General features: G+C 69.7%; 30 protein-coding genes. 17 read left to right on the top strand and 13 right to left on the bottom strand.

The window, feature by feature from the left end; all coding sequences use genetic code 11:
- Nucleotides 1-4: 4 nt before the first annotated feature.
- The 10 genes from OM076_RS17030 to OM076_RS16985 form a co-directional block, all read right to left on the bottom strand.
- Entirely contained in the window at nt 5-1,528 is a 1,524-nt protein-coding gene (locus OM076_RS17030; protein ID WP_270041228.1) for a protein kinase domain-containing protein, read from the bottom strand.
- A gap of 87 nt (nt 1,529-1,615) precedes the next feature.
- The gene (locus tag OM076_RS17025; RefSeq protein WP_270041227.1) at nt 1,616-2,287 is read right to left on the bottom strand and encodes a hypothetical protein; all 672 of its coding nucleotides are present in this window, start codon (nt 2,285-2,287) and stop codon (nt 1,616-1,618) included.
- A 62-nt stretch (nt 2,288-2,349) separates the two neighbouring features.
- Nucleotides 2,350-2,568 carry a carbon storage regulator CsrA gene (gene csrA / locus OM076_RS17020; RefSeq protein ID WP_270041226.1) on the bottom strand — a complete coding sequence of 73 codons (219 nt, stop codon included), beginning with the start codon at nt 2,566-2,568 and terminating at the stop codon, nt 2,350-2,352.
- Nucleotides 2,569-2,596: 28 nt separating this feature from the next.
- A complete protein-coding gene (gene fliW / locus OM076_RS17015) occupies nt 2,597-3,034 on the bottom strand; it encodes a flagellar assembly protein FliW (RefSeq protein WP_270041225.1) in 438 nt (145 codons plus the stop codon).
- 52 nt (nt 3,035-3,086) lie between these two features.
- Nucleotides 3,087-4,010, bottom strand: a complete 924-nt coding sequence (locus OM076_RS17010) for a flagellin N-terminal helical domain-containing protein (RefSeq protein ID WP_270041224.1) — start codon at nt 4,008-4,010, stop codon at nt 3,087-3,089.
- Between the two features lie 4 nt (nt 4,011-4,014).
- Complete coding sequence (gene flgK, locus OM076_RS17005) at nt 4,015-5,361, bottom strand: flagellar hook-associated protein FlgK (RefSeq protein ID WP_270041223.1); 1,347 nt, start codon at nt 5,359-5,361, stop codon at nt 4,015-4,017.
- Between the two features lie 9 nt (nt 5,362-5,370).
- A complete protein-coding gene (flgN, locus tag OM076_RS17000) occupies nt 5,371-5,883 on the bottom strand; it encodes a flagellar export chaperone FlgN (RefSeq protein ID WP_270041222.1) in 513 nt (170 codons plus the stop codon).
- Nucleotides 5,880-6,143, bottom strand: a complete 264-nt coding sequence (locus tag OM076_RS16995) for a hypothetical protein (protein ID WP_270041221.1) — start codon at nt 6,141-6,143, stop codon at nt 5,880-5,882. The genes flgN and OM076_RS16995 overlap by 4 nt, the downstream gene beginning before the upstream one ends.
- Nucleotides 6,140-6,883: a flagellar hook-basal body protein gene (locus tag OM076_RS16990; RefSeq protein WP_270041220.1), complete on the bottom strand. Its 744-nt coding sequence runs from the start codon at nt 6,881-6,883 to the stop codon at nt 6,140-6,142. Before OM076_RS16990 ends, OM076_RS16995 begins: the two co-directional genes overlap by 4 nt.
- Before the next feature lie 33 nt (nt 6,884-6,916).
- Nucleotides 6,917-7,615, bottom strand: a complete 699-nt coding sequence (locus OM076_RS16985) for a flagellar hook-basal body protein (RefSeq protein ID WP_270041219.1) — start codon at nt 7,613-7,615, stop codon at nt 6,917-6,919.
- A 40-nt stretch (nt 7,616-7,655) separates the two neighbouring features.
- Between OM076_RS16985 and OM076_RS16980 the strand changes: the two genes are divergently transcribed.
- From OM076_RS16980 to OM076_RS16915, 14 genes are all read left to right on the top strand, one after another.
- Nucleotides 7,656-8,789 carry a hypothetical protein gene (locus tag OM076_RS16980; protein ID WP_270041218.1) on the top strand — a complete coding sequence of 378 codons (1,134 nt, stop codon included), beginning with the start codon at nt 7,656-7,658 and terminating at the stop codon, nt 8,787-8,789.
- A 7-nt stretch (nt 8,790-8,796) separates the two neighbouring features.
- Complete coding sequence (locus OM076_RS16975) at nt 8,797-9,051, top strand: EscU/YscU/HrcU family type III secretion system export apparatus switch protein (protein WP_270041217.1); 255 nt, start codon at nt 8,797-8,799, stop codon at nt 9,049-9,051.
- 137 nt (nt 9,052-9,188) lie between these two features.
- Nucleotides 9,189-9,947: a sigma-70 family RNA polymerase sigma factor gene (locus OM076_RS16970; protein WP_270041216.1), complete on the top strand. Its 759-nt coding sequence runs from the start codon at nt 9,189-9,191 to the stop codon at nt 9,945-9,947.
- A 47-nt stretch (nt 9,948-9,994) separates the two neighbouring features.
- On the top strand, nt 9,995-10,360 hold the full coding sequence (locus OM076_RS16965) for a flagellar protein FlaG (protein WP_270041215.1): 366 nt from the start codon (nt 9,995-9,997) through the stop codon (nt 10,358-10,360).
- Nucleotides 10,361-10,396: 36 nt separating this feature from the next.
- Complete coding sequence (gene fliD, locus OM076_RS16960) at nt 10,397-11,806, top strand: flagellar filament capping protein FliD (protein WP_270041214.1); 1,410 nt, start codon at nt 10,397-10,399, stop codon at nt 11,804-11,806.
- Nucleotides 11,807-11,877: 71 nt separating this feature from the next.
- Nucleotides 11,878-12,261, top strand: a complete 384-nt coding sequence (fliS, locus tag OM076_RS16955) for a flagellar export chaperone FliS (RefSeq protein WP_270041213.1) — start codon at nt 11,878-11,880, stop codon at nt 12,259-12,261.
- On the top strand, nt 12,251-12,577 hold the full coding sequence (gene fliT / locus OM076_RS16950; RefSeq protein WP_270041212.1) for a flagellar protein FliT: 327 nt from the start codon (nt 12,251-12,253) through the stop codon (nt 12,575-12,577). The genes fliS and fliT overlap by 11 nt, the downstream gene beginning before the upstream one ends.
- Nucleotides 12,578-12,742: 165 nt before the next feature.
- Nucleotides 12,743-13,105, top strand: coding sequence for a flagellar basal body rod protein FlgB (gene flgB / locus OM076_RS16945; RefSeq protein ID WP_270041211.1), 363 nt, complete (start codon nt 12,743-12,745; stop codon nt 13,103-13,105).
- A complete protein-coding gene (flgC, locus tag OM076_RS16940) occupies nt 13,105-13,554 on the top strand; it encodes a flagellar basal body rod protein FlgC (protein ID WP_372518049.1) in 450 nt (149 codons plus the stop codon). Before flgB ends, flgC begins: the two co-directional genes overlap by 1 nt.
- Nucleotides 13,551-13,856, top strand: coding sequence for a flagellar hook-basal body complex protein FliE (gene fliE, locus OM076_RS16935; protein WP_270041209.1), 306 nt, complete (start codon nt 13,551-13,553; stop codon nt 13,854-13,856). Before flgC ends, fliE begins: the two co-directional genes overlap by 4 nt.
- An 8-nt stretch (nt 13,857-13,864) precedes the next feature.
- Nucleotides 13,865-15,409, top strand: coding sequence for a flagellar basal-body MS-ring/collar protein FliF (gene fliF / locus OM076_RS16930; RefSeq protein WP_270041208.1), 1,545 nt, complete (start codon nt 13,865-13,867; stop codon nt 15,407-15,409).
- Nucleotides 15,410-15,413: 4 nt separating this feature from the next.
- Nucleotides 15,414-16,460 carry a flagellar motor switch protein FliG gene (fliG, locus tag OM076_RS16925; protein ID WP_270041207.1) on the top strand — a complete coding sequence of 349 codons (1,047 nt, stop codon included), beginning with the start codon at nt 15,414-15,416 and terminating at the stop codon, nt 16,458-16,460.
- On the top strand, nt 16,461-17,078 hold the full coding sequence (locus OM076_RS16920; protein ID WP_270041206.1) for a FliH/SctL family protein: 618 nt from the start codon (nt 16,461-16,463) through the stop codon (nt 17,076-17,078). It begins immediately after the preceding gene.
- Between the two features lie 40 nt (nt 17,079-17,118).
- Complete coding sequence (locus tag OM076_RS16915) at nt 17,119-18,567, top strand: FliI/YscN family ATPase (RefSeq protein ID WP_270041205.1); 1,449 nt, start codon at nt 17,119-17,121, stop codon at nt 18,565-18,567.
- A gap of 43 nt (nt 18,568-18,610) precedes the next feature.
- Here the strand turns inward: OM076_RS16915 and OM076_RS16910 are convergent, their stop codons facing one another.
- Nucleotides 18,611-19,171, bottom strand: coding sequence for a transposase (locus OM076_RS16910; RefSeq protein ID WP_270041204.1), 561 nt, complete (start codon nt 19,169-19,171; stop codon nt 18,611-18,613).
- A 149-nt stretch (nt 19,172-19,320) separates the two neighbouring features.
- On the opposite strand from OM076_RS16910, the gene OM076_RS16905 reads away from it, so the two are divergent.
- The gene (locus OM076_RS16905; protein ID WP_270041203.1) at nt 19,321-20,568 is read left to right on the top strand and encodes an alpha/beta fold hydrolase; all 1,248 of its coding nucleotides are present in this window, start codon (nt 19,321-19,323) and stop codon (nt 20,566-20,568) included.
- Here OM076_RS16905 and OM076_RS16900 read toward each other — a convergent pair.
- Together OM076_RS16900 and OM076_RS16895 are read right to left on the bottom strand one after the other, a co-directional pair.
- Nucleotides 20,552-20,770, bottom strand: a complete 219-nt coding sequence (locus tag OM076_RS16900; protein WP_270041202.1) for a hypothetical protein — start codon at nt 20,768-20,770, stop codon at nt 20,552-20,554. The genes OM076_RS16905 and OM076_RS16900 overlap by 17 nt on opposite strands.
- Nucleotides 20,767-21,258, bottom strand: coding sequence for a flavin reductase family protein (locus OM076_RS16895; RefSeq protein WP_270041201.1), 492 nt, complete (start codon nt 21,256-21,258; stop codon nt 20,767-20,769). Before OM076_RS16895 ends, OM076_RS16900 begins: the two co-directional genes overlap by 4 nt.
- 82 nt (nt 21,259-21,340) lie before the next feature.
- On the opposite strand from OM076_RS16895, the gene OM076_RS16890 reads away from it, so the two are divergent.
- Complete coding sequence (locus OM076_RS16890; RefSeq protein ID WP_270041200.1) at nt 21,341-22,036, top strand: AfsR/SARP family transcriptional regulator; 696 nt, start codon at nt 21,341-21,343, stop codon at nt 22,034-22,036.
- An 81-nt stretch (nt 22,037-22,117) separates the two neighbouring features.
- Nucleotides 22,118-22,687 carry an OsmC family protein gene (locus OM076_RS16885; RefSeq protein WP_270041199.1) on the top strand — a complete coding sequence of 190 codons (570 nt, stop codon included), beginning with the start codon at nt 22,118-22,120 and terminating at the stop codon, nt 22,685-22,687.

Genomic DNA, 22,687 nt, shown 5'->3' with positions numbered 1-22,687 from the left:
GCCTCTAGGCCGCGACTTCCTGGAAGAGGCGGATCTCTGAGATCTCGGCGTTGGTCGAGCCCGGCGCGAGCTTCGTGATCCAGACCAGGTAGTAGCGGTACTCGGTCCCGCCGGTGTCGAGCTTGATGCGCTTGTTGGAGGTCGAGACCGTGCCGGCGCCGACCTTCGTCCAGCCCTCGGGCACGGACTTCGGCACGGCGCCGGGCGGGGCGGCGTAGATCGTCGCCTTGAAGCCCGGCTGGGGCGTGTCGATCTGCATCTGCACCGCCGCGACCTTGGGCTTGGCGTCGATGTAGATGCCGACGCCGGACTTGCCCGCGCCCTCGAGCCCGTCCTGGTAGCTCTCGGTCGTCCAGGCGGTGCCGTCGTCGCGGTCGACGACGCGGCTGGACTCCTCGCTGTGCTCCTCGTTGTCGCCCAGCGGGTCGTAGTCGTGGGCGGACCCGCGCGGGACCGAGACGACCTTGGTGCCGGTGGGCGTGGACTGCTCGATCCGGCCGGGCCCGGTGCCGCGCTCGACGCGCGGCGGGACCTCGCGCGAGACGATGACCACGATCGCCACGGCGACGGCGATCAGGCCGATGATCACCAGCACCGGCAGCGAGTGACGCATCCGGAACGGCAGCCGGCGGCGGGCGCGGGCCGGGAGCGTGCGGATGACCGCGGTCGCCTCGCCGGTCGAGGTGCCCTGGCGGGCAGCTTCCAGCGCGAGCGCGTCCTCGAGGTCGGCGATCAGCGACGGGACGTCGGCGTAGCGGTGCGCGAGGTCCTTGTCGGTCATGCGGTCCAGCACCGCCGCGGTGGTGGCGCTCACCTCGGGGCGGATGCGCTGGATGTCCGGGATGTCCTCGCGGACGTGCTTCATCGCGACCGAGATCTGGTTCTCGCCGTGGAAGGGGACGTCCCCGGTGAGCATCTCGTAGAGCACGATGCCCAGCGAGTAGATGTCCGACTGGCCGTCGACGTCGTGGCCGAGCGCCTGCTCGGGCGAGACGTAGTCGGTCGTGCCGAGGACCCGGCCGTCGGCGGTCAGGCCGTCGTCGCGCAGCGAGCGGGCGATCCCGAAGTCGGTGACCTTGGCCGAGCCTTCGGGGTCCAGTAGGACGTTCTGGGGCTTGACGTCGCGGTGCACGATCTCGTGCGCGTGCGCGCAGCCGAGCGCTCGCGCGATCTCGATCGCGTAGGCCAGGGCCTCGTCCACCGGCAGCCGCCCGAGCCGCCGGATCCGGTCCTTCAGGGTCTCGCCCTCGACGTACTCGAAGACGATGTAGGGCCGGTTCTCGTCCTCGCCGGCGTCGATCACGCCCACGATGTGCGGGTGCGAGAGCTGCGCGACCGCCCGCGCCTCGCGCCTGAAGCGCTCCAGCTGATCGGAGTCCGCGGACATCTCCCGGTGCAGGAGCTTGATGGCCACGCGGCGCTCGAGGTTGACGTCGAACGCCTTGTAGACCGTCGACATACCGCCGGCGCCGATCTGGGCGTCGAGCCGGTAGCGGCCACTGAGCTGCATGCCCACGAGCGTGCTCATCGAGAACTCGCTCCTATTGTGGCCGATGCGGGCAAGGCGCGGGTTAACTTCGGCGCGTCGGGGCGGTCTCCCGCCCCACTTTCACGCCTACTGCTCGGTGCGGCCGGACCAGGTCCGCCACTCCGGGTCGCCGCCCGGGCGGCCGGGGTCGGCCTCCTCGCCCGCGAGCGGATTCGCGGCATCGTCGATCGCCTCCTCGATCTGCGCCTGCTCGGGGCTGAGGCCGTCCTCGTCGTCTTCAGCGGCCTCGCGCAGCTCGAGATCGGTCTGCTCCTCGCCTTCGGACTCGCCTTCGCCGGCCTCCGCGAGCGGCGACTCCGCGTCGGTGGCGTACTCGCCGGCAGGGCCGGCGTAGTCGGAGACCGTGCCACCGATGTTGGCGGCCTCGGCCGCGGCGGCGGCCTCTTCCTCGGCCTCGTCGATGGTCGGCGACGCGAACGCGGGTGGCGCCGGCACCGGGGTCGCGGTGTTCGCAACCGGACCAGGAGCGTCGTAGTTGGAGACAGGAGGCGGCGTGTAACTCGGCTCCGACGGCGACGGCTCGTCGCTGCGGCCGGGCAACAGCGCCGTCACCTTGTCGCGCTTGAGCAGCAGGGCGGCGGCAGCGGTGGCGGCGATGCCGCCGATCAGCAGCGTCTTCTTGCCGGGGCGCCGCTTGCGCGGCTTCACACCGGGAAGTTGAGCCGCGAGGCGGTCACGCGCGAAGGCGATCGCGAGATCGGCGACCGCGGCGTTGCGGGCGGTCTTGGCAAGGTTCATACCTGCAGACGCTACCCGCCCGGGCAAAAAACAAAGGCCGCCCTGGTGGGCGGCCTTGGGAGCTAGGCGGCGGGAGTGGCTGTCGGTAGCTCGAACGGCGCCTGGGCGGCTGCGCGGTTCTCCTCGCGGACGGCGTGCCAGATCTCCTCGCGGTAGATCGGGGTCGAGCGCGGAGCCTCGATGCCGACGCGGACGGTGTTGCCGACGATCTCCTTGATGTGGACGACGATGTCGTCGCCCACCATGATCTTCTCGCCTGCGCGGCGGGTGATGAGCAGCATGGTTCCTCCTTGGATTCAGCTGGTCGGGTTAGGCCGCGGCGACGATGGCCGGGAAGAGCGGGGCGCGGACGGGAGCGTCCGGGGACTCATTGATGACCTGGTGGCCTTGGCCGTCGGCGATCAAGATCGGTGCACGCAGGTTGGCGTAGAAGTCCGAGAGCTCGGCGCCGGCGCGGATCGTCACGAAGACCGCGACGTCGGCCGCGTCGGACGTGATCGCCTGCGACGCCTCGTCGGAGACGTCGACCGAGTAGTCGGCGAAGAAGTTCCACGGGTTCGTGACCGGCAGCGCGATCGACGGGTCGTCGATCGAGTGCAGCCAGCAGAACGCGCTGTCGCCGTCCTGGGTGACGAGCGCGTACTGGCGCCCGCCGAGCCCGATCAGGCCGGCCGGGAACTCGATCACGTCGGCGGACGCGATCTCGAGCGTGCCGAAGCGCGAAGAGTCGATGGTGAGGGTGGACATGCTTACAGGGGTCTCCTGGAGGGTGGAGAAAGGATCTAGTGGCCGTATCGGCTCAGCGGAGGAAATCCATGAGCGACGCCTGCACGATGTTCGCGCCGGCCTTCAGCGCGGCCTGGTAGGCGGCGGACTGCGAGTTGAAGTCGATCAGCGTCTTGCCGATGTCAGCGTCCTCGGTCTGCGAGAGCTGGTCGGTCAGGGTGCCGTTGATCTGATCGATCCGCGTGTGAGCGGCCTCGAGCCGGTTGGTCTGCGCGCCGTTGCGGGCGCGGATCTCGAGCAGCCCGTCGAGGCGGTTCTGCAGGCCGGTCATGTCGCCGCCGCGCAGGGCGGCGCCGTCGTTGGCCTTGAGGTGATCGGAGATGTCGCGCAGCTGGTTGAGCAGCTTGCCGTCGGTCGGGTTGGTGCGACCGTCGCCGAGGATCTCGACCGCGACCGAGTTGATCGTCATCGTCACGCCGGGGCCGATCTCACGCACGATGCCGGGCGTGGCCGGGTCCAGGCCGCCGAGGTCACCCTGGTAGGTGTCGTCGTCGCCCATCAGGTACGGCGCGACCGAGGTCGCGGTCCCGGACATGATGTATTTGTCGCCGTAGCTGGCGTTCGCGGTCTCCTTGACGCCCTGGATGATCTGATCGATCTCCTTGGCGATCGCCATCTTGGAGTCCGCGTCGGCGGTGTCCGTGGCGCCCTGCAGCAGCAGGTCGTGCGCACGGTTGACGTACTGGGTGATCGAGTCCAGCGCGGACTCGGTCGAGTCCTGCCAGCCCTGAGCGTCCTGGATGTTGCGGATCAGCTGCTCGTTGGCGCCGATGTTCGCCCGCATGCCCATTGCCTGAGCGGCCTTGAACGGATCGTCCGACGGGCGCGTGATCTCCTTGTTGGAGGCGGCCTTGGACTGCGTCTTGGCGAGTGCGGTCTGCAGCGTGTTGAGGTCCGAGAGGACGTTGCGCTGGACCATGGAGGTGGTGATGCGCATGGGACTACAGACCGACCTTTCCGGTGCGGTTGATGAGGACGTCCAGCATCTCGTCCATCGTTGACATGGCGCGTGCGGAGGCCTGGTAGGCGCGCTGGAAGCGCACGAGGTTGGACATCTCCTCGTCCATCGAGACGCCCGCCACGCTCTGGCGGCGATCCTCGACGGAGTCGGCGAGGACCTGGGCGTTGGCCTGCATGCGGGTGGACTCGTTGAGGTCTCCGCCGACCTTCGCGACGAACGCCTTGTAGACGCCGTCGATCGCGGCGTTGCCGCGCAGCTGCGAGACGGCCATGGCGAGGTCGTTGGAGCCCGAGGCGCCGGTGCCGGAGACGATGCTCGCCGGCGCGGCCGCGATCGGGGCCGCGACGTTGATCGTGGCGCCCGCGGGCGAGCCGACGTCGAAGAACTGCCCGCCGTACGCGTTGTTGACCGCGGTGGCGAGCGAGTTCGAGAAGTCGTCCATGCTCTGGAGGTAGCCGTCGATCGTGCCGCCGGACTTGCCGATCGCGAGCAGGCCGCCCATCTGGCCGCCGGGAGACCAGCCGCCGCCGGGAGGGCCGGCCCAGTCCGCGGACTGGTCGGTCACGATCGGGTACTTGGTCCCGGTCGTGCCATCGACGAAGGAGACGTTGGTCGAGCCGCTGGCGAGCTGGTCGACGGAGACCTGGCCGTACGTCGAGAGCTGATCGATCAGCAGGTCGCGGCGGTCCATCAGGTCGTTCGGGCTGTCGCCGTTGGTGATGAACGAGCTGATCGTCTTGTTAAGGCCGGCGAGCTCGGTCGAGATCTTCTCGACCTCGCCGCCAGGACCGACGATCTGGTCGTACTGGGTGGTGGCTGCGGCCTGCGCGTCCGACATCTGCGAGCGCACGGAGTGGATCGCGTCGGTCAGCGCGCCCGCCTGCTGGACCAGCGCCTGCTTGGCGGCCTGGTCGTCAGGGGACTTCGACAGGTCCGACCAGGCGCCCCAGAACTTCGTCAGCTGGGCCTGGATGCCGGTGTCGGAGGGCTCGTTGAGCGAGAGCTCGGCGGAGTCGAGGCCTTCGGCGCGCGACTTCCAGTCGCTCAGGTTCGTGTTCTGGGCGCGGTACTGCGCGTCCAGGAACTGATCGCGGATGCGGCGGAAGCCTTGGACGTCGACGCCGGAGCCGAGGTGCGAGCCGACGGCGACGGACGAGCCGGAGACGGTGACCTGCTGGGCCATCGAGGCCGAGAGCAGCGCCTCCTGGCGCGAGTAGCCGACCGTCGACGCGTTCGCGATGTTGTGGCCGGTGGTGTCGAGCATTCGCTGCTGCGCGATCAAGCCGCGCAGCGACGTCTGCATCCCGTAGAAAGAAGAAATAGGCATTTGGAGGGGTTACGCCTGTAGGTCGAGCGCGCGATAGACGGCTGGCGCGGCGGGGGCGGATGCGTTGGGGTTTGACCCGGGACGGGAGTAGCCGGCCTCGGGCTCCTGGCCGATCAGCCGTGTCAGGTGCGAGAGGAACGTGAGCTCCTGACGCATCAGGGCGCGGTTGATGCCGTGCTCGCGAGCGATCTCGGACAGCAGTCCGCGAAGCTCGGCCGAACGTTCCATGGCCGCCTTGGCGGCACCCGGAGTGACGAGCGTGCACAGCCGCTCGAGCGTGACGGTGGTGGCGGAGACGCCGAGGGCCGAGCCGGCGCGCTGCAGCAGCCGTGCGCGCTCCTGCTCCAGGCTGCCGCGGCGGACCATCTCGGACTGGATGTCCGCGAGGCGGGCGAGCACCGCGTCGGTGTCGCGCTCGCGGATGGCCGCGCCCTGGGCGAGGACGAGCTTGAGGAGATGGCGTGCGGAGTTGGTCTGCGTGTCCAGGTGGACGAGCAGCTCAGCCTCGAGGATCGTGCTCACGACGACTGCATCTCCTTGTAAAGCTGGCGGGCGAGGCCCAGCCCTTGTCCGCCGACCAGCGCGGTCGAAAGCGTGTCCTGCATGTTCGAGGCGTACGGGCTGTCCGACAGCTCGCTGTCCTTCGGGACCATTTCCTTGACGAGCTCGCCGACCAGGACCTTCTCGAAGCTGAGCGCGGCCTGGTAGTTCTTCTGCGCCTGGGGGCCGGCGTTGCGGACGTCGGCGGGCAGCGCGGCGTTGGAGACGACGGGGAGGCTCATCGCTTGACCCCGTTGGCGATCTCCATCATCTGATCGGCGGTCTGGATCGCCTTGGACGTCAGCTGATAGGCGCGCTGGGCCTCGATCATGTCCGTCATCGACGAGGCGACGTCGGTGTTGGAGGCCTCGACGGAGCCCTGCTTGAGGACGGTCGCGGCGGGCGCGGCGATGGCGGCGCCCGACTTCGCGGTGGGGACGAAGGCGTTGGTGCCGCCGACGGACTCGAGGTTCGCCGGTGAGCGAACGCTGGCGAGCGCGATCTTGCCGACGTTCTGGCCGGCGGCGAGGACGGTGCCGTCCTGGGCGATCGAGATCTGGCTCGCTCCGACGCCCTTGGGGATCGTGATCTGCGGCTGGACGAACGCGCCCGAGTTGGTCACGAGGCGGCCCATGCCGTCGACGTGCAGGTCGCCGTCACGCGTCAGCGCCTGGCGTCCGTCGGTGAGCTTGATCTTGATGAAGCCTTCGCCCTCGATGCCGACGTTGAGCGGCTCGCCGGTCTCGCGCAGGTTGCCCTGCTGGAAGGTGCGCCCGTTGTTGACGAGGCGCGAGCCGGAGCCGAGCTGGGCGTTGGCCGAGGTCGTCGGCCGGCCGCCGCGCTCGTACAGGAGGTCCGAGAACCCGGTGCGGAGGCGCTTGTAGCCGTCGGTGTTCGCGTTGGCGAGATCGTTGGAGACGGCATCCAGCTTCTGCTGCTGGGCCTGCATGCCGGCCGCTGCGGTTCGGAGTCCTTCGAGCATTGGTACCTAGATCGGCGGAGAGGACGGAGGGCTTTAGTTGCTGACGGATCCGACGGAGGACGCGGCCTTGCCGAGCGTCTCGTCGATCGTGTGGATGACCTTCTGGCCGGCCTCGTAGGCCCGCATCGACTCGATCATGTCCACCATCGCCTGGTTGGCGTTGGCGCCGGAGCCCTCGAGGGCACCCGCGCGGACCGACCCCGCGACCTGTCCGGCCGGGGTGCCGGGCGTGCCGGTGATGTAGTTGTCGCCGACCTTCTCGGGGTTGGTGAGCAGGACGACGTTGAGGTTGCGGGGATCGACCTTGCCGTCGGCGCCGAGCTTGACCGGCTGGTTATTGCGGCCGAGCACCGGGTCGCCCATCGCGGTCACGAGGTTGCCCTGCGCATCGGAGGAGAACTCGCCGTTGCGGGTGTAGCGCACGCCTTTGGCGGTCTGAACGGCGAAGAAGCCGTCGCCGTTGATGGCCATGTCCAGCGGCTCGCCGGTGTCCTTGAGCGCCTGCGGCGTCCAGTCGGTGACCGTGTTCGTGACCTGGACGCCGGTGCTCTGTGAGCCGATGGTGGCGCCCGTGACGGAGTTGGTGAGGAGCAGGTTCCCGAATGACTGCTGCGTCGTGCGCTCGGCCTTGTAGCCCGACGTTGACGAATTGCTGAGGTCGTTCGCGATCTGGTCCTGGCGCAGCTGCTCGGCGAGCATGCCGGAGGCTGCGAGATAGAGGCCTCGATCCATTGGGCACCCCATCGGCGCTGCGCTTGAGATCCTTGAGGTCATGGATCCGATCGCGGTCACCCCGGCGCTCCTGCGCAACCAGATCCCCGGCTTCGTGATCCGTCAAGGCGCGAGCCTGATGGCTCGTGTGGCGTCCACGGGCCAGGCAGGCGCCGTGATCGTGATCGCCGGCGTGCCCGTCACCGCGAAGCTCCCGCCCGAGGTGCAGGCGGGCGCGACGCTCAGGCTGCAGGTACAAGAGGTCACGGCGGAGCGGGTGACGCTGCGGATCGCGCCGCAGCAGCAGCCGGGAACGGCAGGCCCGGCGGCCAAGCCCGCACCGGAGGCGCCGGCGGGCCCGGCGACGTACGCGCCGCCCGCCGGGCAGGCGGGACGGGCGGTGCCGACCCAGCCGGCGCTGCCCGGCCAGACCGCCCAGCCGGGCCAGCCGGCGCAGGCGGCCCCACCCACCCAGGCTGCGCAGCCCGGTCAGGCCGCGCAGCCGGGTCAGCAGGCGCCGCCCGGTCAAGCGGGCCAGCCCGGTCAGCCCGCGCAACCGGCCCAAGCGGGTCAGGCGGGGCAGCCAGGACAGGCGGCGCAGCCCGGCCAACCGGGTCAGGCGGCGCAACCGGGACAGGCGGCGCAGCCCGGCCAACCGGAACAGCCCGCGCAGCCAGGTCAAGCGGCCCAACCGGCGCAGCCCGGCCCGTCGGGGCAGACCGCCCAACCGTCGCCACAGCCGGCGCAGCCGGGACCGGCGCACGAAGCGGCGCAGACCCCCCAGGCCGCGCCGGCGACCCAGGCCACCGAACCCGCCCCGCCCACCCAGCCGGCGCAGGCCCAGGCGGCGACGCCGATCGCCCAGAACCCGATGGTCCCGACCTTGGCTGCGGCGATGCAGCTGCAGCCGCCCAAGGTCGAGGTGGAGGAGCCGCCCGCACGGCGCCGCGGCGCCGACGGCGAGCCCGCGGACGTCGTCTCGCTCGCGTTCAACTCGCCGACGCTCGGCCGCCTCGAGCTGCGCCTAGAGCTGCGCGGTGAGCGATTGCTCGCCGAGGTCACGACGCCGGCGGGCCGGCCACACGCCATTGCCAGCGATGCCTCTGAGCGTCTACGCGCCAGATTGGAGGCCGCAGGTTTGGAGACAACGGTGAAGATCCGCCCCCGAAATGAGCCGTTGGATCTCTATGCCTGAGAATCGGGTGACCGCGGCGCTGAAATACACCGGTGACGGCGCCCCGCAGGTCGTCGCCGCCGGCAAGGGACATCTGGCCGCTTCGATTCTCGAGCGCGCACGTGAGGCCGGAGTGCCCGTGCACCGCGATCCGGAGCTCGCGTCGATGCTCGCGCAGTTGTCGCTCGGGCAGGAGGTTCCGGAGGCGATGTGGACCGCCGTGGCCGAGGTCCTGGCGTGGGCGTATGGCTTGTCTGGAAAGGGACCTACCCCAAATCGGTGATGAAGGTTGTGGGGCCTGCGCCCGATACAGCCTTCGTCCGTTTGATCGTCCCTCCCTCTAGGAGCGCAGTTCCTGCAATGAAGCCGACTTCGTCCCCAGGCACCCGCCGCCGCGTTTCCGCGGAGGATGCTCTCGCGTTGTGGCGCGAGTACAAGGCCACAGGAGATCTCCAGGTGCGCAATCGCCTGGTGATGACCTATGCGCCGCTGGTCAAGTACATCGTGTTCAAGAAGGTCCGGGAACTCCCCGCGCGGTGTGAGGTCGAGGACTTCATCTCCTGTGGCCTCGAGGCACTGATCGCGTCGATCGACCGTTACGACCCCGAGAAGGGCGCGACGCTCGAGCAGTTCGCGTGGACCCGCATCCACGGCGCCGTACTCGACGAGCTCCGCCGTCAGGACTGGGCCCCGCGCTCGCTGCGCCGGTGGGAGCGCGACATCGCCAAGGCGCGTGATCAGTTCACGACGATCCACGGTCGCCGCCCGGCGCGTGAGGAGCTCGCCGCCGCGCTCTCGATCTCCGTCGACGACCTTCGCCGGCGCGAGGACGACATCGCCGTCTCTGACGTCACGTCGCTCAACACGCTCGTGATCTCCGACGACGAGACCACCGTCGAGCGCATCGACACGCTGGCCGACGGCGACAGCCGCCTGGACCCGGAGCACCAGGCCGCCAACACGGAGGCCAAGGAGAAGTTCCGTCGCGCCTTCGACACACTCCCGCAGCGCGAGCGCGAGGTGGCCGTCCTGCTCTACGTGAAGAACCTGACCCTGCGCGAGATCGGCGAGGTCATGGGTGTCTCGGAGAGCCGCATCTGCCAGATCCACTCCCAGCTCAAGCGCACGCTCAAGCAACAACTGAGCGATGACGCGGTGCTCTTCTCAGCCGTCGGCTGAGTCGGCGCATTCAAGCTCGAGCGACGATCGCCGATACCAGGGTTGAGATGCAAATCGGTCGCTTCACCCCATCCCCGTACGAACAGGTCGCCGCCCCGGCGACAGCGTCCGTCGGTGCCGTCATGCCGCCCTCGCCGCTGCACGCGGTGAATCCGGCAGCGACCGACGTCGACCACACCAAGGACACGATCCTCGGCGATGTGCCCCCCGCCCCGACGGCCCAGGCGCGCGAGATGGTGGATCAGGCAGCGGAGCGCGTGCAGGAATTGCACAAGCAGAACCGCGAACTCCACTTTTCGCGCGACGAGGCGTCCAATCGTGTCGTCATCGAGGTCCGCGACCTCGACGGCAACGTGATCAAGACCATCCCGCCCGCGAAGGCGCTGGACATCATGTCCGGCGCAGAGCTCTAAGGAGTCCCCACGATGGCCGGCATTTCGCTGACTGGTATGGCGTCCGGACTGGACACCGACTCGATCATCTCCCAGCTCATGGCGCTGGAGCAGAACAAGGTCGTCGCCGTCCAGATGCGGCAGGTCAAGGTCCAGGCCCACAAGGACGACCTTTCCGCGATCAAGACCAAGCTCGACGCCTTCAAGTCCGCCGCGGCCGCACTGAGCGACACGGCGACCTGGAAGGCCACGCAGACGACGTCGTCCGCGGACCCGACCAAGCTCGACGTCGCGCTGCTCGGCGGCGCCGGCATCGGCGGCCACACGCTTCAGATCGACAAGCTCGCTTCCTCCGCGCAGCACGGGTTCACCTACACCCCGAGCGCGACGGCCGGCAGCTTCGACCTCTACTACGGGTCCGACCCGCTCGCGACCGGCGCCAGCAAGGTGACGGTCTCGGTCGCCGCCAATGCGACCGCGTCCGACGTCGCGACGGCGATCAACGCCAACGAGAACGCCCCGGTCTACGCCGCGGTGATCAAGGACGCGTCCAACAACGAGCGCATCGTCTTCTCCTCGCGCAAGACCGGGCAGAGCTCGGACTTCACGGTGGACCCGGCCGCCATGGGCGCCGGCAGCTCGATCGTCGAGGACGGCACGTATTCGCGCACGGGCACGACCCTCAACGCTTCCTTCAAGCTCGACGGCGAGGCCGTCGCGCGCACCTCGGAATCCAACATCGTCGATAACGCGATCCCCGGCGTCCGCCTGACGCTGAAGGGCATCACCGCGTCCCCGATGTCGGTCACCACGACCGCCGCGGCGATCGACACCGCCGGCGTCGGCAAGAAGGTCCAGGCGCTCGTCGACGCGTACAACGCGGTCGTCACCGCCACCCGCGCGCAGCTGACCGAGAAGAACGACCCGAAGGCGACGACGACGTCCGGCCTTCAGGCGGGCTCGCTGTTCGGCGACTCCGGGCTGACTTCGATGCTCGGTCAGATGAAGAGCCAGATGACCCAGGTCGTCACCGGCCTCGGGCTGACCAGCCTCGCCGACATCGGCATCACGATCCCCAAGTCCACGGGCGCCGCTGTGACCCAGGAGGCGAAGGACGGCAAGCTCACCTTCGACTCCACGGTGCTCACCACCGCGCTGAACACCGACTGGACCAAGGTCCGCGACCTGTTCACGGGCAAGGGCGCGACCAAGGGCGTCTCGTCGCTGCTGACGGGCTTCGTCGACAAGCAGACGAGCACCAGCGGCGTCCTCACCGGTCGGATGGCGAGCGATGACACGACCCTGAAGGACTTCACCGCTCAGATCACCAAGCTCAACGACCGCATGACGAGCACGCAGGCCCGGTTGAAGGCGCAGTTCACCGCGATGGAGACCGCGCTCAACCAATCGCAGACCCAGCAGGCCTGGCTCACGAGCCAGATCTCCTCGCTGCCCTCCCTCAGATGAGCCTGAAGCACTCGGCTCAGCCGCTGTTCAACCGTCCGATCCAGTCCCTCCCTCCGACTCAGGAGCCTTCGTTGGCCACCTACGCCGGCAACCAATCTGCCGCTTATAAGCAGCAGAGCATCCTCACGGCACCCCCCGGGCGCCTCGTGGTGATGCTCTACGACGGCTGCCTCCGTTTCCTCTTTCAGTCCGCCTACGCGATGCGCGAAGGTGATCGCCGCCAGTCGCAGGACCGCATGCGTCGTGCGGAGGCGATCATCGACGAGCTGACCGTCACGCTCGACCATGACCGCGGCGGCGAGATCGCCAGTCGCCTGCAGGGCATCTACGCGTTCTGCCGCCGGCACCTGATGGAGGCGGCCGCCGAGCAGGACCCGACCAAGATCGAGGAGGTCTCGGAGCTGCTGTCCGAGCTCCGCGAGGCTTGGGCAGAGATCGCCGGCAGTGAAGCCTGAGGCCCCCTGGGCCGCGCTGGTTGAACTCGCCGAACACGAACTTGCGCTGGTCCGCGACGGCCGCTGGGATGAGCTCCCGGCGGCGTCCGCGGAGCGCTTGACCGCCGCTGAGGCGCTCGGCGCTCCTCCGGCCGAGGCGCGACCACAGCTCGAGCGCCTGCTCGAGCTCCAGCGTGAGATCCACGCGGGGGTCGCGACGGCTCGGGCGTTCACCCAGCAGAAACTCGGAAACCTCGAACGCGGACACACCGCGTTGGTCGGCTACAGCGGCGGTTACCGCCGCCCCGCCGCCACCTCGATCGACGGCCGCGCCTAAGCGCGGCCATCGGCCGTTAAGCGCCCTGTGCGGCCAAAAATGTCAGGTCTTGACCCTAAAGGTCGATCTGGCGAGGGCCGATAGGGAGAGTGCGACCCAAGGACGGGACGCCGACAGGCTCATGGACGGGCCGCCCCCTCTTCCCTCCAGGAGCCCTTCCGTCCCGTGCTGATCGATACCACCCAGCTGGCGCTCGAGCGCAGCATCTCAGGCGCGTCACAGCGCAATGAGGCGCTCGCGGCGAACATCGCCAATGCGAGCACGCCCGGTTACCAGCGTGTTGATGTGGATTTCCACAGCGCGCTGGCCGCGGCACTCGGCTCCTCGGACGCCAAGAGCGCCGTGAAGGCGACGAGCTTCACCACCCAGGCCGATCCGACCGTCGGCGCCACACAGGCCGACGGCAACTCGATCGACGTCGAGAACGAGTCGGCCAAGCTGTCGGCCAACGCGCTCGAGCAGTCGGCCGCCGTCTCGGTCGCCAAGACCCGCAACGCGATCCTGCGTGCGGCCATGGGTGTCAACTGATGTCGATGTTCGGTGGCATGGAGATCTCCGCGAGCGCGCTCACCGCGCAGCGCCTGCGGATGAACGTGACGGCTGAGAACCTCGCCAACGCGGAGACCACCAAGACGGCCGCCGGCACGCCCTACCGCCGCAAGGAGGTCACCCTCGAGGCGGTCGGCAGCGGCGACGGCTTCGGCTCGGCGCTGAGCAAGGCCATGGGCAGCGGGTCGGGCGTCGCGCCCGGCGGCGTCCAGGCCACGGCGATCACCGAGGACGCGACCGACGGCAAGCTCGTCTACGACCCCAGCCACCCGGATGCCAATGCGCAGGGCTACGTGCGCATGCCGAACGTCGACACGGTCACCGAGATGGTGGACCTGATCGACGCGCAGCGCTCGTATGAAGCCAACGTCACCGCGATGTCGGCCTCCAAGCAGATGTTCGCCAAGACCCTGGAGATCCTCCGATGACCGTTGACCCGTCCCTCGCCGTTTCCGGCGCCGAATGGCAGATCCAGCCGGTCGAGGCCACCGCGCCGACCGGTGAGTCGGGTTCGAGCTTCGGTTCGATGCTCGGCGACTCCATCGAGGCGCTGGCCAAGACGCAGAACGACGCGTCGGCCCAGGCCCAGGCGCTCGCCACCGGGCAGGCCTCTGATCCGACCGCGGTCGTGATGGCCGTCGAGCGCGCGCAGCTCTCGATGCAGCTCGCGGGCCAGATCCGCACCAAGGCCGTCGAGGCCGCCCAGGAAATCTTCCACACCCAGGTCTGACCTGAACCATGCCGCCGTTCCTCCAAAACCTCCTCGCCCTCCCGGCCAAGACGAAAGCCGTGCTCGGCGTGTCGGCCGTCGCGATCCTCGCGATCGCGTTCGTCATGCTCAAGATCGCCACGGCTCCGTCTTACGCGCTGATCGCGACCGGTCTCGACCCCGCTCAGACGGGCAAGATCACCGCCGCGCTGGACACGCAGGGCGTCGCCTACGAGCTCCGGAACAATGGAACGGCGCTCGCCGTCGAGAAGGCCTCCACGGCGCAGGCGCGTATCGCGCTCGCCGGCCAGGGCGTCTCGGTCTCGGGCGGCGGCACGCAGCCCGGCAACGAGCTGCTCGACCAGTCCAAGCTGGGTGCCTCGCAGTTCCAGCAGCAGAAGACCGCGCAGCGCGCCCTCGAGGGTGAGGTCGCCAAGACGCTCTCGGGCATCGACGGCGTCTCCAGCCCGCGCGTGCAGATCGTGATGCCGCAGGACGACCTGTTCGCCGACACCTCCTCGCCGGCGACGGCGTCGATCATGCTCGGCAACTCCGCCGACACGCTGCAGCCGGGTGCCGTGCGCGGCATGGCGCAGCTCGCCGCCGGCGCCGTCCAGGGCCTCAAGACCGACAACGTGACGATCACCGACGCGACCGGCGCCATCCTCTGGCCGTCCGCCGACGCCGGCGGCGACGGAAGCGGCTCGAGCAAGCAGAGCGCCGAGGCGCGCTTCGCCCGCCAGAAGGAAGCCACGATCAACGCGATGCTCGCCGGAACGCTCGGCCCGGGCAAGGCGCAGGTCAAGGTCAACGCCGACCTCAACATGGACGAGACGACCGAGAAGGCGCTGAAGTACGGCACCAACACCGTTCCGCTCTCGACGACCGTGGACAACGAGACGCTGACCGGCACCGGCGCGGCCAACGCGGCCGGCAAGGCGGGCACGGGCTCCAACGTCCCGACCTATTCCAACAACGGCAACGCCAACGCCGCGGGCACGGGCAACTACAAGTCCAAGAAGGGCTCGACGCAGTACGGCGTCGACAAGACCGTCACCGACACCAAGAAGGCCGGTGGCGCGATCAACAAGCTCGACGTCGCGCTGATCGTCGACAAGTCGGTCCCGCCGGCCGTCTTCACCCAGCTGAAGTCGACCGTGGCCGCCGCGGCCGGCATCAGCACCGCGCGCGGCGACACGATGACCGCCCAGCAGATGGCGTTCGCCAAGCCGGTCACGCCCAAGGCGGGCCCGGTCCCGACGACGATGCTCGGCCCGCTCAAGTGGGTCGGCCTCGGCCTCGCCAGCCTGCTCTTCCTCTTCTTCATGACCCGCGGGCTGAAGAAGCGCGAGAGCGAGAACCTCGGCACGCCGGCCTGGCTGACGACGATCGAGGAGCCGATGTCGCTGGCGCAGCTCGAAGCCCGCACGCAGCCGAACTACCTCGACACCGCCGCCTCGGCCATGCTGCCGCCGCGCGTGCCGGACGCCAGCCTGCATCAGCTCGACCAGCTGATGGAGCGCGAGCCCGAGCGCGTCGCCGCGCAGGTCAAGGCCTGGATGGCGGAGGACTAGGACGATGAGCACCGCATTGGCCACCACCGGCGACGCACCCGTCACCAAGTCGTCCCTGAAGGGAGTCCAGAAGGCCGCCGCCCTGCTCGTCGCGATCGGCGAGCAGCGGGCGAGCGAGATCTTCAAGTTCCTGGGTGACACCGAGGTCGAGGCGCTCTCGCTTGAGCTCGCCAAGGCCCAGAAGATCCCGACCGAGGTCTGTCGCGACGTCATCACCGAGGCCGTCGAGTCCGTGCTCGCGGAGGACTACCTCGCCGAAGGCGGCGTCGACTTCGCCCGCAGCGTGCTCATGCGGTCGCTGGGTGAGGACCGCGCGGACGAGATCATCGGCCGCCTCGCGGCCACGATCGAGCGCCGCCCGTTCGAGTTCCTGCGCCGCACGCCGGCCGAGCAGATCGTCGTCTTCCTGCGCAACGAGTCGCCGCAGACCGTCGCGCTGGTCGTCTCGAACCTGCACACCACGCTGGCGTCGCAGGTGCTCTCGAACATCGACACCGAGATCCAGGCCGACGTCGCCCTGCGGATCGCGATGATGGGCGAGACCCGCCCGGAGGTCGTCGCGCAGGTCGAGAGCGTCATGCGTTCGCGTCTGTCCGCGGTCGGCGCCCAGGAGTACGCGGTCGCCGGCGGCGTCAAGTCGCTCGCCGACATCCTCAACAGCGCCGATCGCACGACCGAGCGCAACGTGCTCGACGAGCTGGCCAAGGCCGACTCCGAGCTCGCCGAGGAGATCCGCCTGCTGCTGTTCACCTTCGAGGACGTCGTCAAGCTCGACGACCGCTCGATCCAGATGGTGCTCAAGGAGGTCGACCAGAAGGACCTCGCCATCGCCCTGCGCGGTGTCAACGAGGACGTTCGCGGTCGCATCTTCTCGAACATGTCCGAGCGTGGCGCCGAGCTGCTGCGCGAGGAGATCGACTTCCAGCCGCCGCAGCGCAAGCGCGTGGTCGAGGAGGCGCAGGGCCGCATCGTCGGCGTCGTGCGCCGCCTCGAGGAGGCCGGTGCGATCGTCATCTCCCGCGGTGCGGGTGGAGAGGACGCGCTGGTCTAGATGAGCGGGCTGATCGCCGAGTTCGACTTCAAGGCGCTGGAGCCGCTGGCTCCGCCGCGCGCTCCGGTCTCGGACGCCGAGGCCGTCCTGGACGTCCTCGCCGAGGCGCGCGAGGACGCGGAACGCATCCGCGAGGAGGCGCGCAACGAGGGCTACGCCTCGGGGCGTTCCGACGCGATCGCTTCGCTGGAGCCGGCGCTCGCCGCGCTGACGCAGGCGATCGCCGACGTCCGCGCGCAGCAGGCCGAGATGGCGACTGAGCTCGAGCGCCGTGCGGTCGAACTCGGGCTGGCGCTGTCGAAGAAGATCGTCGGCGTCACGCTCGGCCTGGAGCCGGAGAAGGTCGTCGGGGCCGTCGAGATGGCGCTGCGCGGGATCGTCGAGCGCGACCGGATCACCGTCCTGGTGAACCCGGACGACCTCGAGATCGTCCGCGAGGCGATGGACGGCCTGCGGGCTTCGCTCGGCGGCATCGAGCACTGCATCGTCGAGGCCGAGCGGCGCGTGGCTCGCGGCGGGTGCATCGTGCGCACGCCGGTGGGTGACGTCGACGCGCGCGTGGAGACCAAGCTCGAGCGCGCGGGCGAGGTCGTCGCCGCCGCGCTCGGCCGCTCATGATCTCCGGCTCGCTGCCGATAAGACCTCTGTGTTCTCGGTGATGGATGCGGCGCTCGACGCGGTCGACGCCAACGAAGACCTGCTCTCAGAGGCCACGCTGGCGATCCGCGACGCGGATCTGCACCGGCGGACCGGCCGCGTGGTCGACCTGATCGGCCTGATCGTCGAAGCCACCGGCCTCGAGGCCGAGGTGGGTGAGGTGTGCACGATCGAGACCGGCCGCGGCCGTCCGTCCGTGCCCGCCGAGGTCGTCGGCTTCCGCGCCGGCCGGACGCTCTTGATGGCGCTGGGCGAGGCCGCGGGCATCGGCCCGGGCGCGCGGGTGACCGCGTCGGGTCAGCCGCTGTCGGTCAACGTGTCCGATGCACTGCTCGGCCGCGCGCTGGATGGGCTGGGTCGTCCTATGGACGGCAAGGGCCCGATCCCGAACTTGATGTGGCGCGCGGCCGAAGCCGCCCCGCCTGACCCCTTGTCGCGCCCGCGAATCGACGAGCGCGTCTCCTTGGGCGTGCGCGCACTGGACGCCATGGTCCCCTGCGGGCGCGGGCAGCGCCTCGGCATCTTCGCCGGCTCCGGTGTCGGCAAGTCGTCGCTGCTGGGCATGATCGCCCGCTCGACCTCGGCCGAGATCAACGTGATCTGCCTGGTCGGCGAGCGCGGCCGAGAGGTCTTGGAGTTCATGCAGCGCGACCTGGGTGAGGAAGGTCTCGCCCGCTCGGTCGTGGTCTGCGCGACGTCCGACCAGCCCGCTCTCGTGCGCCTGAAGGCGGCGTTCACGGCCACCGCGATCGCGGAGTACTTCCGCGATCAGGGCCGCGACGTGCTGTTGATGATGGACTCGGTCACCCGCTTCGCGATGGCCCAGCGCGAGGTCGGCCTGGCGATCGGCGAGCCGCCCGCCACCCGCGGCTACACGCCGTCGGTCTTCGCGATGCTCCCGAAGCTCCTCGAGCGCTCCGGCACCTCCCCCTCTGGCTCGATCACCGGCCTCTACACCGTGCTGGTCGACGGCGACGACATGAACGAGCCGATCGCCGACGCCGTCCGAGGCATCCTCGACGGCCACATCGTCTTGTCGCGCCACCTCGCCCACGCGGGTCACTACCCCGCGGTCGACGTGTTGGCCTCGGTCTCGCGGTTGGTCGGCGAGATCGTCTCCCCCGAGGTTCGCGCCGCCGGCAACGAGGTCCGCAAGCTCATGGCGACCTACAAGGAGAAGGCCGACCTGATCGCTATCGGCGCCTACCAGGCCGGCACAGACCCACTGGTCGACGCGGCCATCTCCGCCCGCGGCCCGATCGACGCCTTCCTCAAGCAAGGCGTCACCGAACCCTCCTCCGCCGAACACGCCGACGCCACCCTCGGCCAACTCGCCACCCTGAGCGGCTCCTTCGAGGCCCCCATCGTCGACGGCGTCTTCGAACTCCCGCCCGACCACGCGGGCATGCCGCTGCACAACGCCATCCCCCCGCTCCACATCCCCTCCTAGCCGGTTATCTAAAGGGGGTCTGACCCCGTTTATGTAAAGGGGGTCAGACCCTCTTTAGGTTCGCGCGGGTCTTGATCAGCTCGAGGTAGCGATCGTGGGGATCTCCGCCGCCGGCCGCGAGGTAGCGGTAGACGGCGGGCTGGTCGAGCCAGCGTGGCGCGGCGCCGCGAACGAGCGCGCCGTGACTGCTCCACCGCCACTCGTCGGGCGTGTCGCACAGCCCGGCGGCGACCGGATTGGCGGCGATGTAGCCGAGGGTGGAGACGAGTTGCTCCTCGTCGGCCATCGGCTCGTTGCCGAACCGACCCTGGAAGAAATGCCCGCTCCGCCGGTGGCGGCGATTGAAGTCGCTCGCGTAGCTGCCGTGGAGCCGCTGCATACCCGCGCTGAGGTTCGTCTTGCGGGTCTCGATCAGCAGGTGGAGGTGGTTGTCCATGAGGCAGTACGCCAGACAGGACCAGTCCATCCGGTCGATGCAGCGGCCCAACAGGCCCAAGTACAGGTGACGGTCGGTGTCGGCCAGGTAGATCACTTGCCGACCATTGCCGCGCGCCCACACGTGGTGAACACCCGGCTCGAAGTCCATGCGCAGTTGACGTGCCATGTCCTCTCTAGGCGCCACACCCACGATCTCGCCCCGTTTCTAAAGGGGGTCTGACCCCGTTTATGTAAAGGGGGTCAGACCCTCTTTAGGTTGGGGCTCATCCTCGGCTAGGACGGACCTCACCGTCCATGTAGCGTTCTGCGCACAACATGGAGCCCATTCGTTACGTCGAGTCCGTCGGTGGCTACTCGATCGCCTATCAGGTCGTCGGTGACGGCCCGCTGGACATCGTCTTCGTGCACGGGTGGGTGTGCTCGTTCCAGCCCGGGTGGGAGTGGCCGGCGCTCGCGTCCTTCTACACCCGCCTCTCGAACATGGGGCGGCTGATCCTGTTCGACAAGCGGGGAACCGGGTTGTCGGATCGGGTGTGGGGGATCGCATCGCTCGAGGAGCGGATGGATGACGTGCGCGCGGTGATGGACGCCGCGGCCGTCGAGCGCGCCGCCGTGGTGGGCGTGTCCGAGGGCGGGCCGATGTGCGCCCTTTTCGCCGCGACGCATCCCGACCGCACCCGTGCGCTGGTGACGATGGGTTCCTACGCGCGCCGCAACTGGGCGCCGGACTATACGATCGGGCGCCGGACGGAGCAGGACGGTTGGCTGCGGCCGACGGCGGAGCAGTGGGGCGAGTACGCGGCCCGGCGGTTCCTCGCCGAACGGGCGCCGTCGATCGCGGAGGACGCCGAGGCGATCGAGTGGTACACGTCCTATCTCGTGCGCGGGGCGAGCCCGAGCGCGGTCGCGGCGATCACCGACATGAACGAGGAGATCGACGTGCGGCCGGTGCTGCCCACCGTGCGCGTGCCGACGCTCGTCCTGCACCGCGAGCACGAGTACCTGCGCGAGGCGAGCGAGTACATGGGCGCGCGGTTGCCCGGCGCGCGGGTCGTCGCGGTCCCCGGCGTCGACCATCTGCCCTGGGAGGGCGACCAGAAGGCCGTGCTCGACCAGATCGAGCTCTTCCTCGGCGGCGTCAACGGCGCCCCGCCGACGAACGGGGGCATGGTGCTGACGACCGTGCTCGAGGCAGATCTCCCCGCGTCGGAAGGAGCGCTGCTCGACTCGGTGCTCAGCCGCTTCCGCGGTCGCGCGCTCGACGCGCCCCCCGGGAAGGTGCGAGCGGGCTTCGACGGCCCCGCCCGCGCGGTCCGCTGCGCGACCGCGCTGGCCGACAACGTGCCCGCGCTCCGGGCCGGCATCCACACGGGCGAGTGCGAACTGCGCGACGGGATGCTGAGCGGCTCCGCCCTCGCGGTCGCCACCTATCTCGCCAGCACCGCCCAGCCCGGAGAGGTCCTCGCCACCTCGACGGTGCAGGACCTCGTCGCCGGCTCCGGGATCGAGTTCGACGAGCGCGGATCGCTCGGCGAGCTGCGGCTGTTCAGCGTGCTGCGCTGACCAGCGCGGCGACGCTCGCGTCAGAGACGTGCAGCTCGCCCGGCTCCGCCCGGCGCCAGAACACGTACGAACCGAGGCCGGCGGGATAGCGGCGCCGGAGCGCGTCGCGCAGGCGTGCATGCGCCTCGGGAGCGGGCAGGTCGACGTCGCCGACGACGAGGATGCCATGGGCGTGCAGTTGGGCGTGCAGGTGCGAGTTCATGCGGCGAGCCTTTCGGTGGTCAAGGGCGCGACGTAGCCGCGCCGGGTGTAGGCGAGGGGAGTGGTGGCGCCGCGCTCCGCGCGGGTGACGGCGCCGAGGACGAGCGTGTGGGTGCCGGCGACGGTCATCGATGTCACGTCACAGCGAAAGCGCGCGGCGGCGCCGTGCAGCAGCGGCGGCGAGCCACTCGAGAGCGGCCACCAGTCGCGCTCGTCGAACGCCTGCGGGGCAGCACCGCGGCCGGCGAAGGTTTCGGCCAGAGCGGCCTGATGGTCAGCGAGGACGTTGACGGCGAACTCCCCGCGCCACGCGATGGCGGCGGCGAGCGGCGATTCGGTGCGAATCGCGACGAGCAGGAGCGGCGGCTCGGCGGAGACGGAGCACATCGCGCTGACCGTGCGCCCGATCGGCGCGCCCTCCGCCACCGTGGTGACCACGGTGACACCGGTGACGGCCGCGCCCATGGCATTGATGAAGGAGTCGGACATGGAGGCAGTGAACGGGTGGCGCGCCAACGCTCGGTAGGCCTGGGGTAAACGCCTGGCAGTCGGATAGCGTGAGCGATCCGCAATGGACTACCGCGTTCTTGGCCCGCTCGAGGTACTCGACGGCGGCGGCAAACCACTCATGCTCGGGGGTCGCAAACCGCGCGCGCTGCTCGCCCGGTTGCTGCTGGACGCCAACCGCACGGTGTCGGTGGAGCGGCTCGTCGACGACCTGTGGGGCGAGGACGTCCCCGACTCCGCGGTCAAGATGGTCCACATCCACGTGTCGGCGCTGCGCAAGGCGCTCCCCGCCGGCACGCTGCAGACCCGCCAGCCCGGCTACGCGCTCGAGGTGGACCCGGAGCTGATCAACGTCGTGCGCTTCGAGCGCCTGCAGGCCGAGGGCCGCGCGGCGCTCGACAGGGGGTTCACCCGCGCGGTCGTCGCCCGCTTCCGCGGCGACACGCTCCCCGCCCCGGAGGGTCGCGTGCGGGCGAGCTTCGACGGTCCCGCACGCGCGGTCCGCTGCGCGGCCGCGCTGGCCGAGGTCCAGCCCGAGCTGCGCGCCGGCGTGCACACGGGCGAGTGCGAGCGCCACAACGGCACGCTGACCGGCCCCGCGCTGGATATCGCGGTGCGCGTCGCAGAGGCCGCGCGCCCCGGCGAGATCCTCGCCACCTCGACCGTGCACGACCTCGTCGCGCTCTCGGGCGTCGCCTTCGAGGAGCGGGGCGCCGTCGCGCTGCCGGGACCTCGCGGGAGTGGCGGCTGTTCGCCGTGACCCGGTAGTACGAGCCGCACCTACCAGCCGTTTACTCGAAGGACCCCTGGCGGTGAACCGCTCGGCCGGAACCTACCGGCCATGACGACGCTCGCCTCAACGATCCGCAACGGGGTCGACACGCAGCAGATGTTCGGGACGCTGGACGCCATCGGCGCCCAGCCCGAGCTCGGCGCGTTCACCTTCCGCGCCACCAACCAGTGGCTCAACGGCGCCCACAACCGCTCGACCATCAAGGGCTTCTTCGGCGCCGGCGGGGAGGACACGACCCGCACCGAAGCCTTCCTGCTCGACGCCGGCGAGCCCGCCGTGCTGCTCGGCACCGACACCGGCCCGAACCCGGCCGAGTACCTCCTGCACGCGCTCGCCGCGTGCCTGACGACGACGCTCGTGTACAGCGCGTCGGCGCGCAAGGTGCGCCTGACCGAGGTCTCCTCGACCTTCGAGGGCGACATGGACGTGCGCGGCTGCCTCGGCATCGACGACGCCTTCCGCAACGGCTTCACCCAGATCCGCGCGACGTTCCACATCAAGGGCGATGCGCCGGCCGAGAAGCTGCGCGCGATCGTGGAGAACGCCCAGAAGCGCTCCGCGGTCTACGACATGGTGCGCAACGGCGTGCCGATCTCCATCGAGGCAGTGGCGGAGTAA

It is taken from the genome of Solirubrobacter ginsenosidimutans (assembly GCF_027587205.1).
The sequence above is the reverse complement of the archived record's forward strand: the minus strand, read 5'-3'. Positions and strand labels throughout refer to the sequence as shown.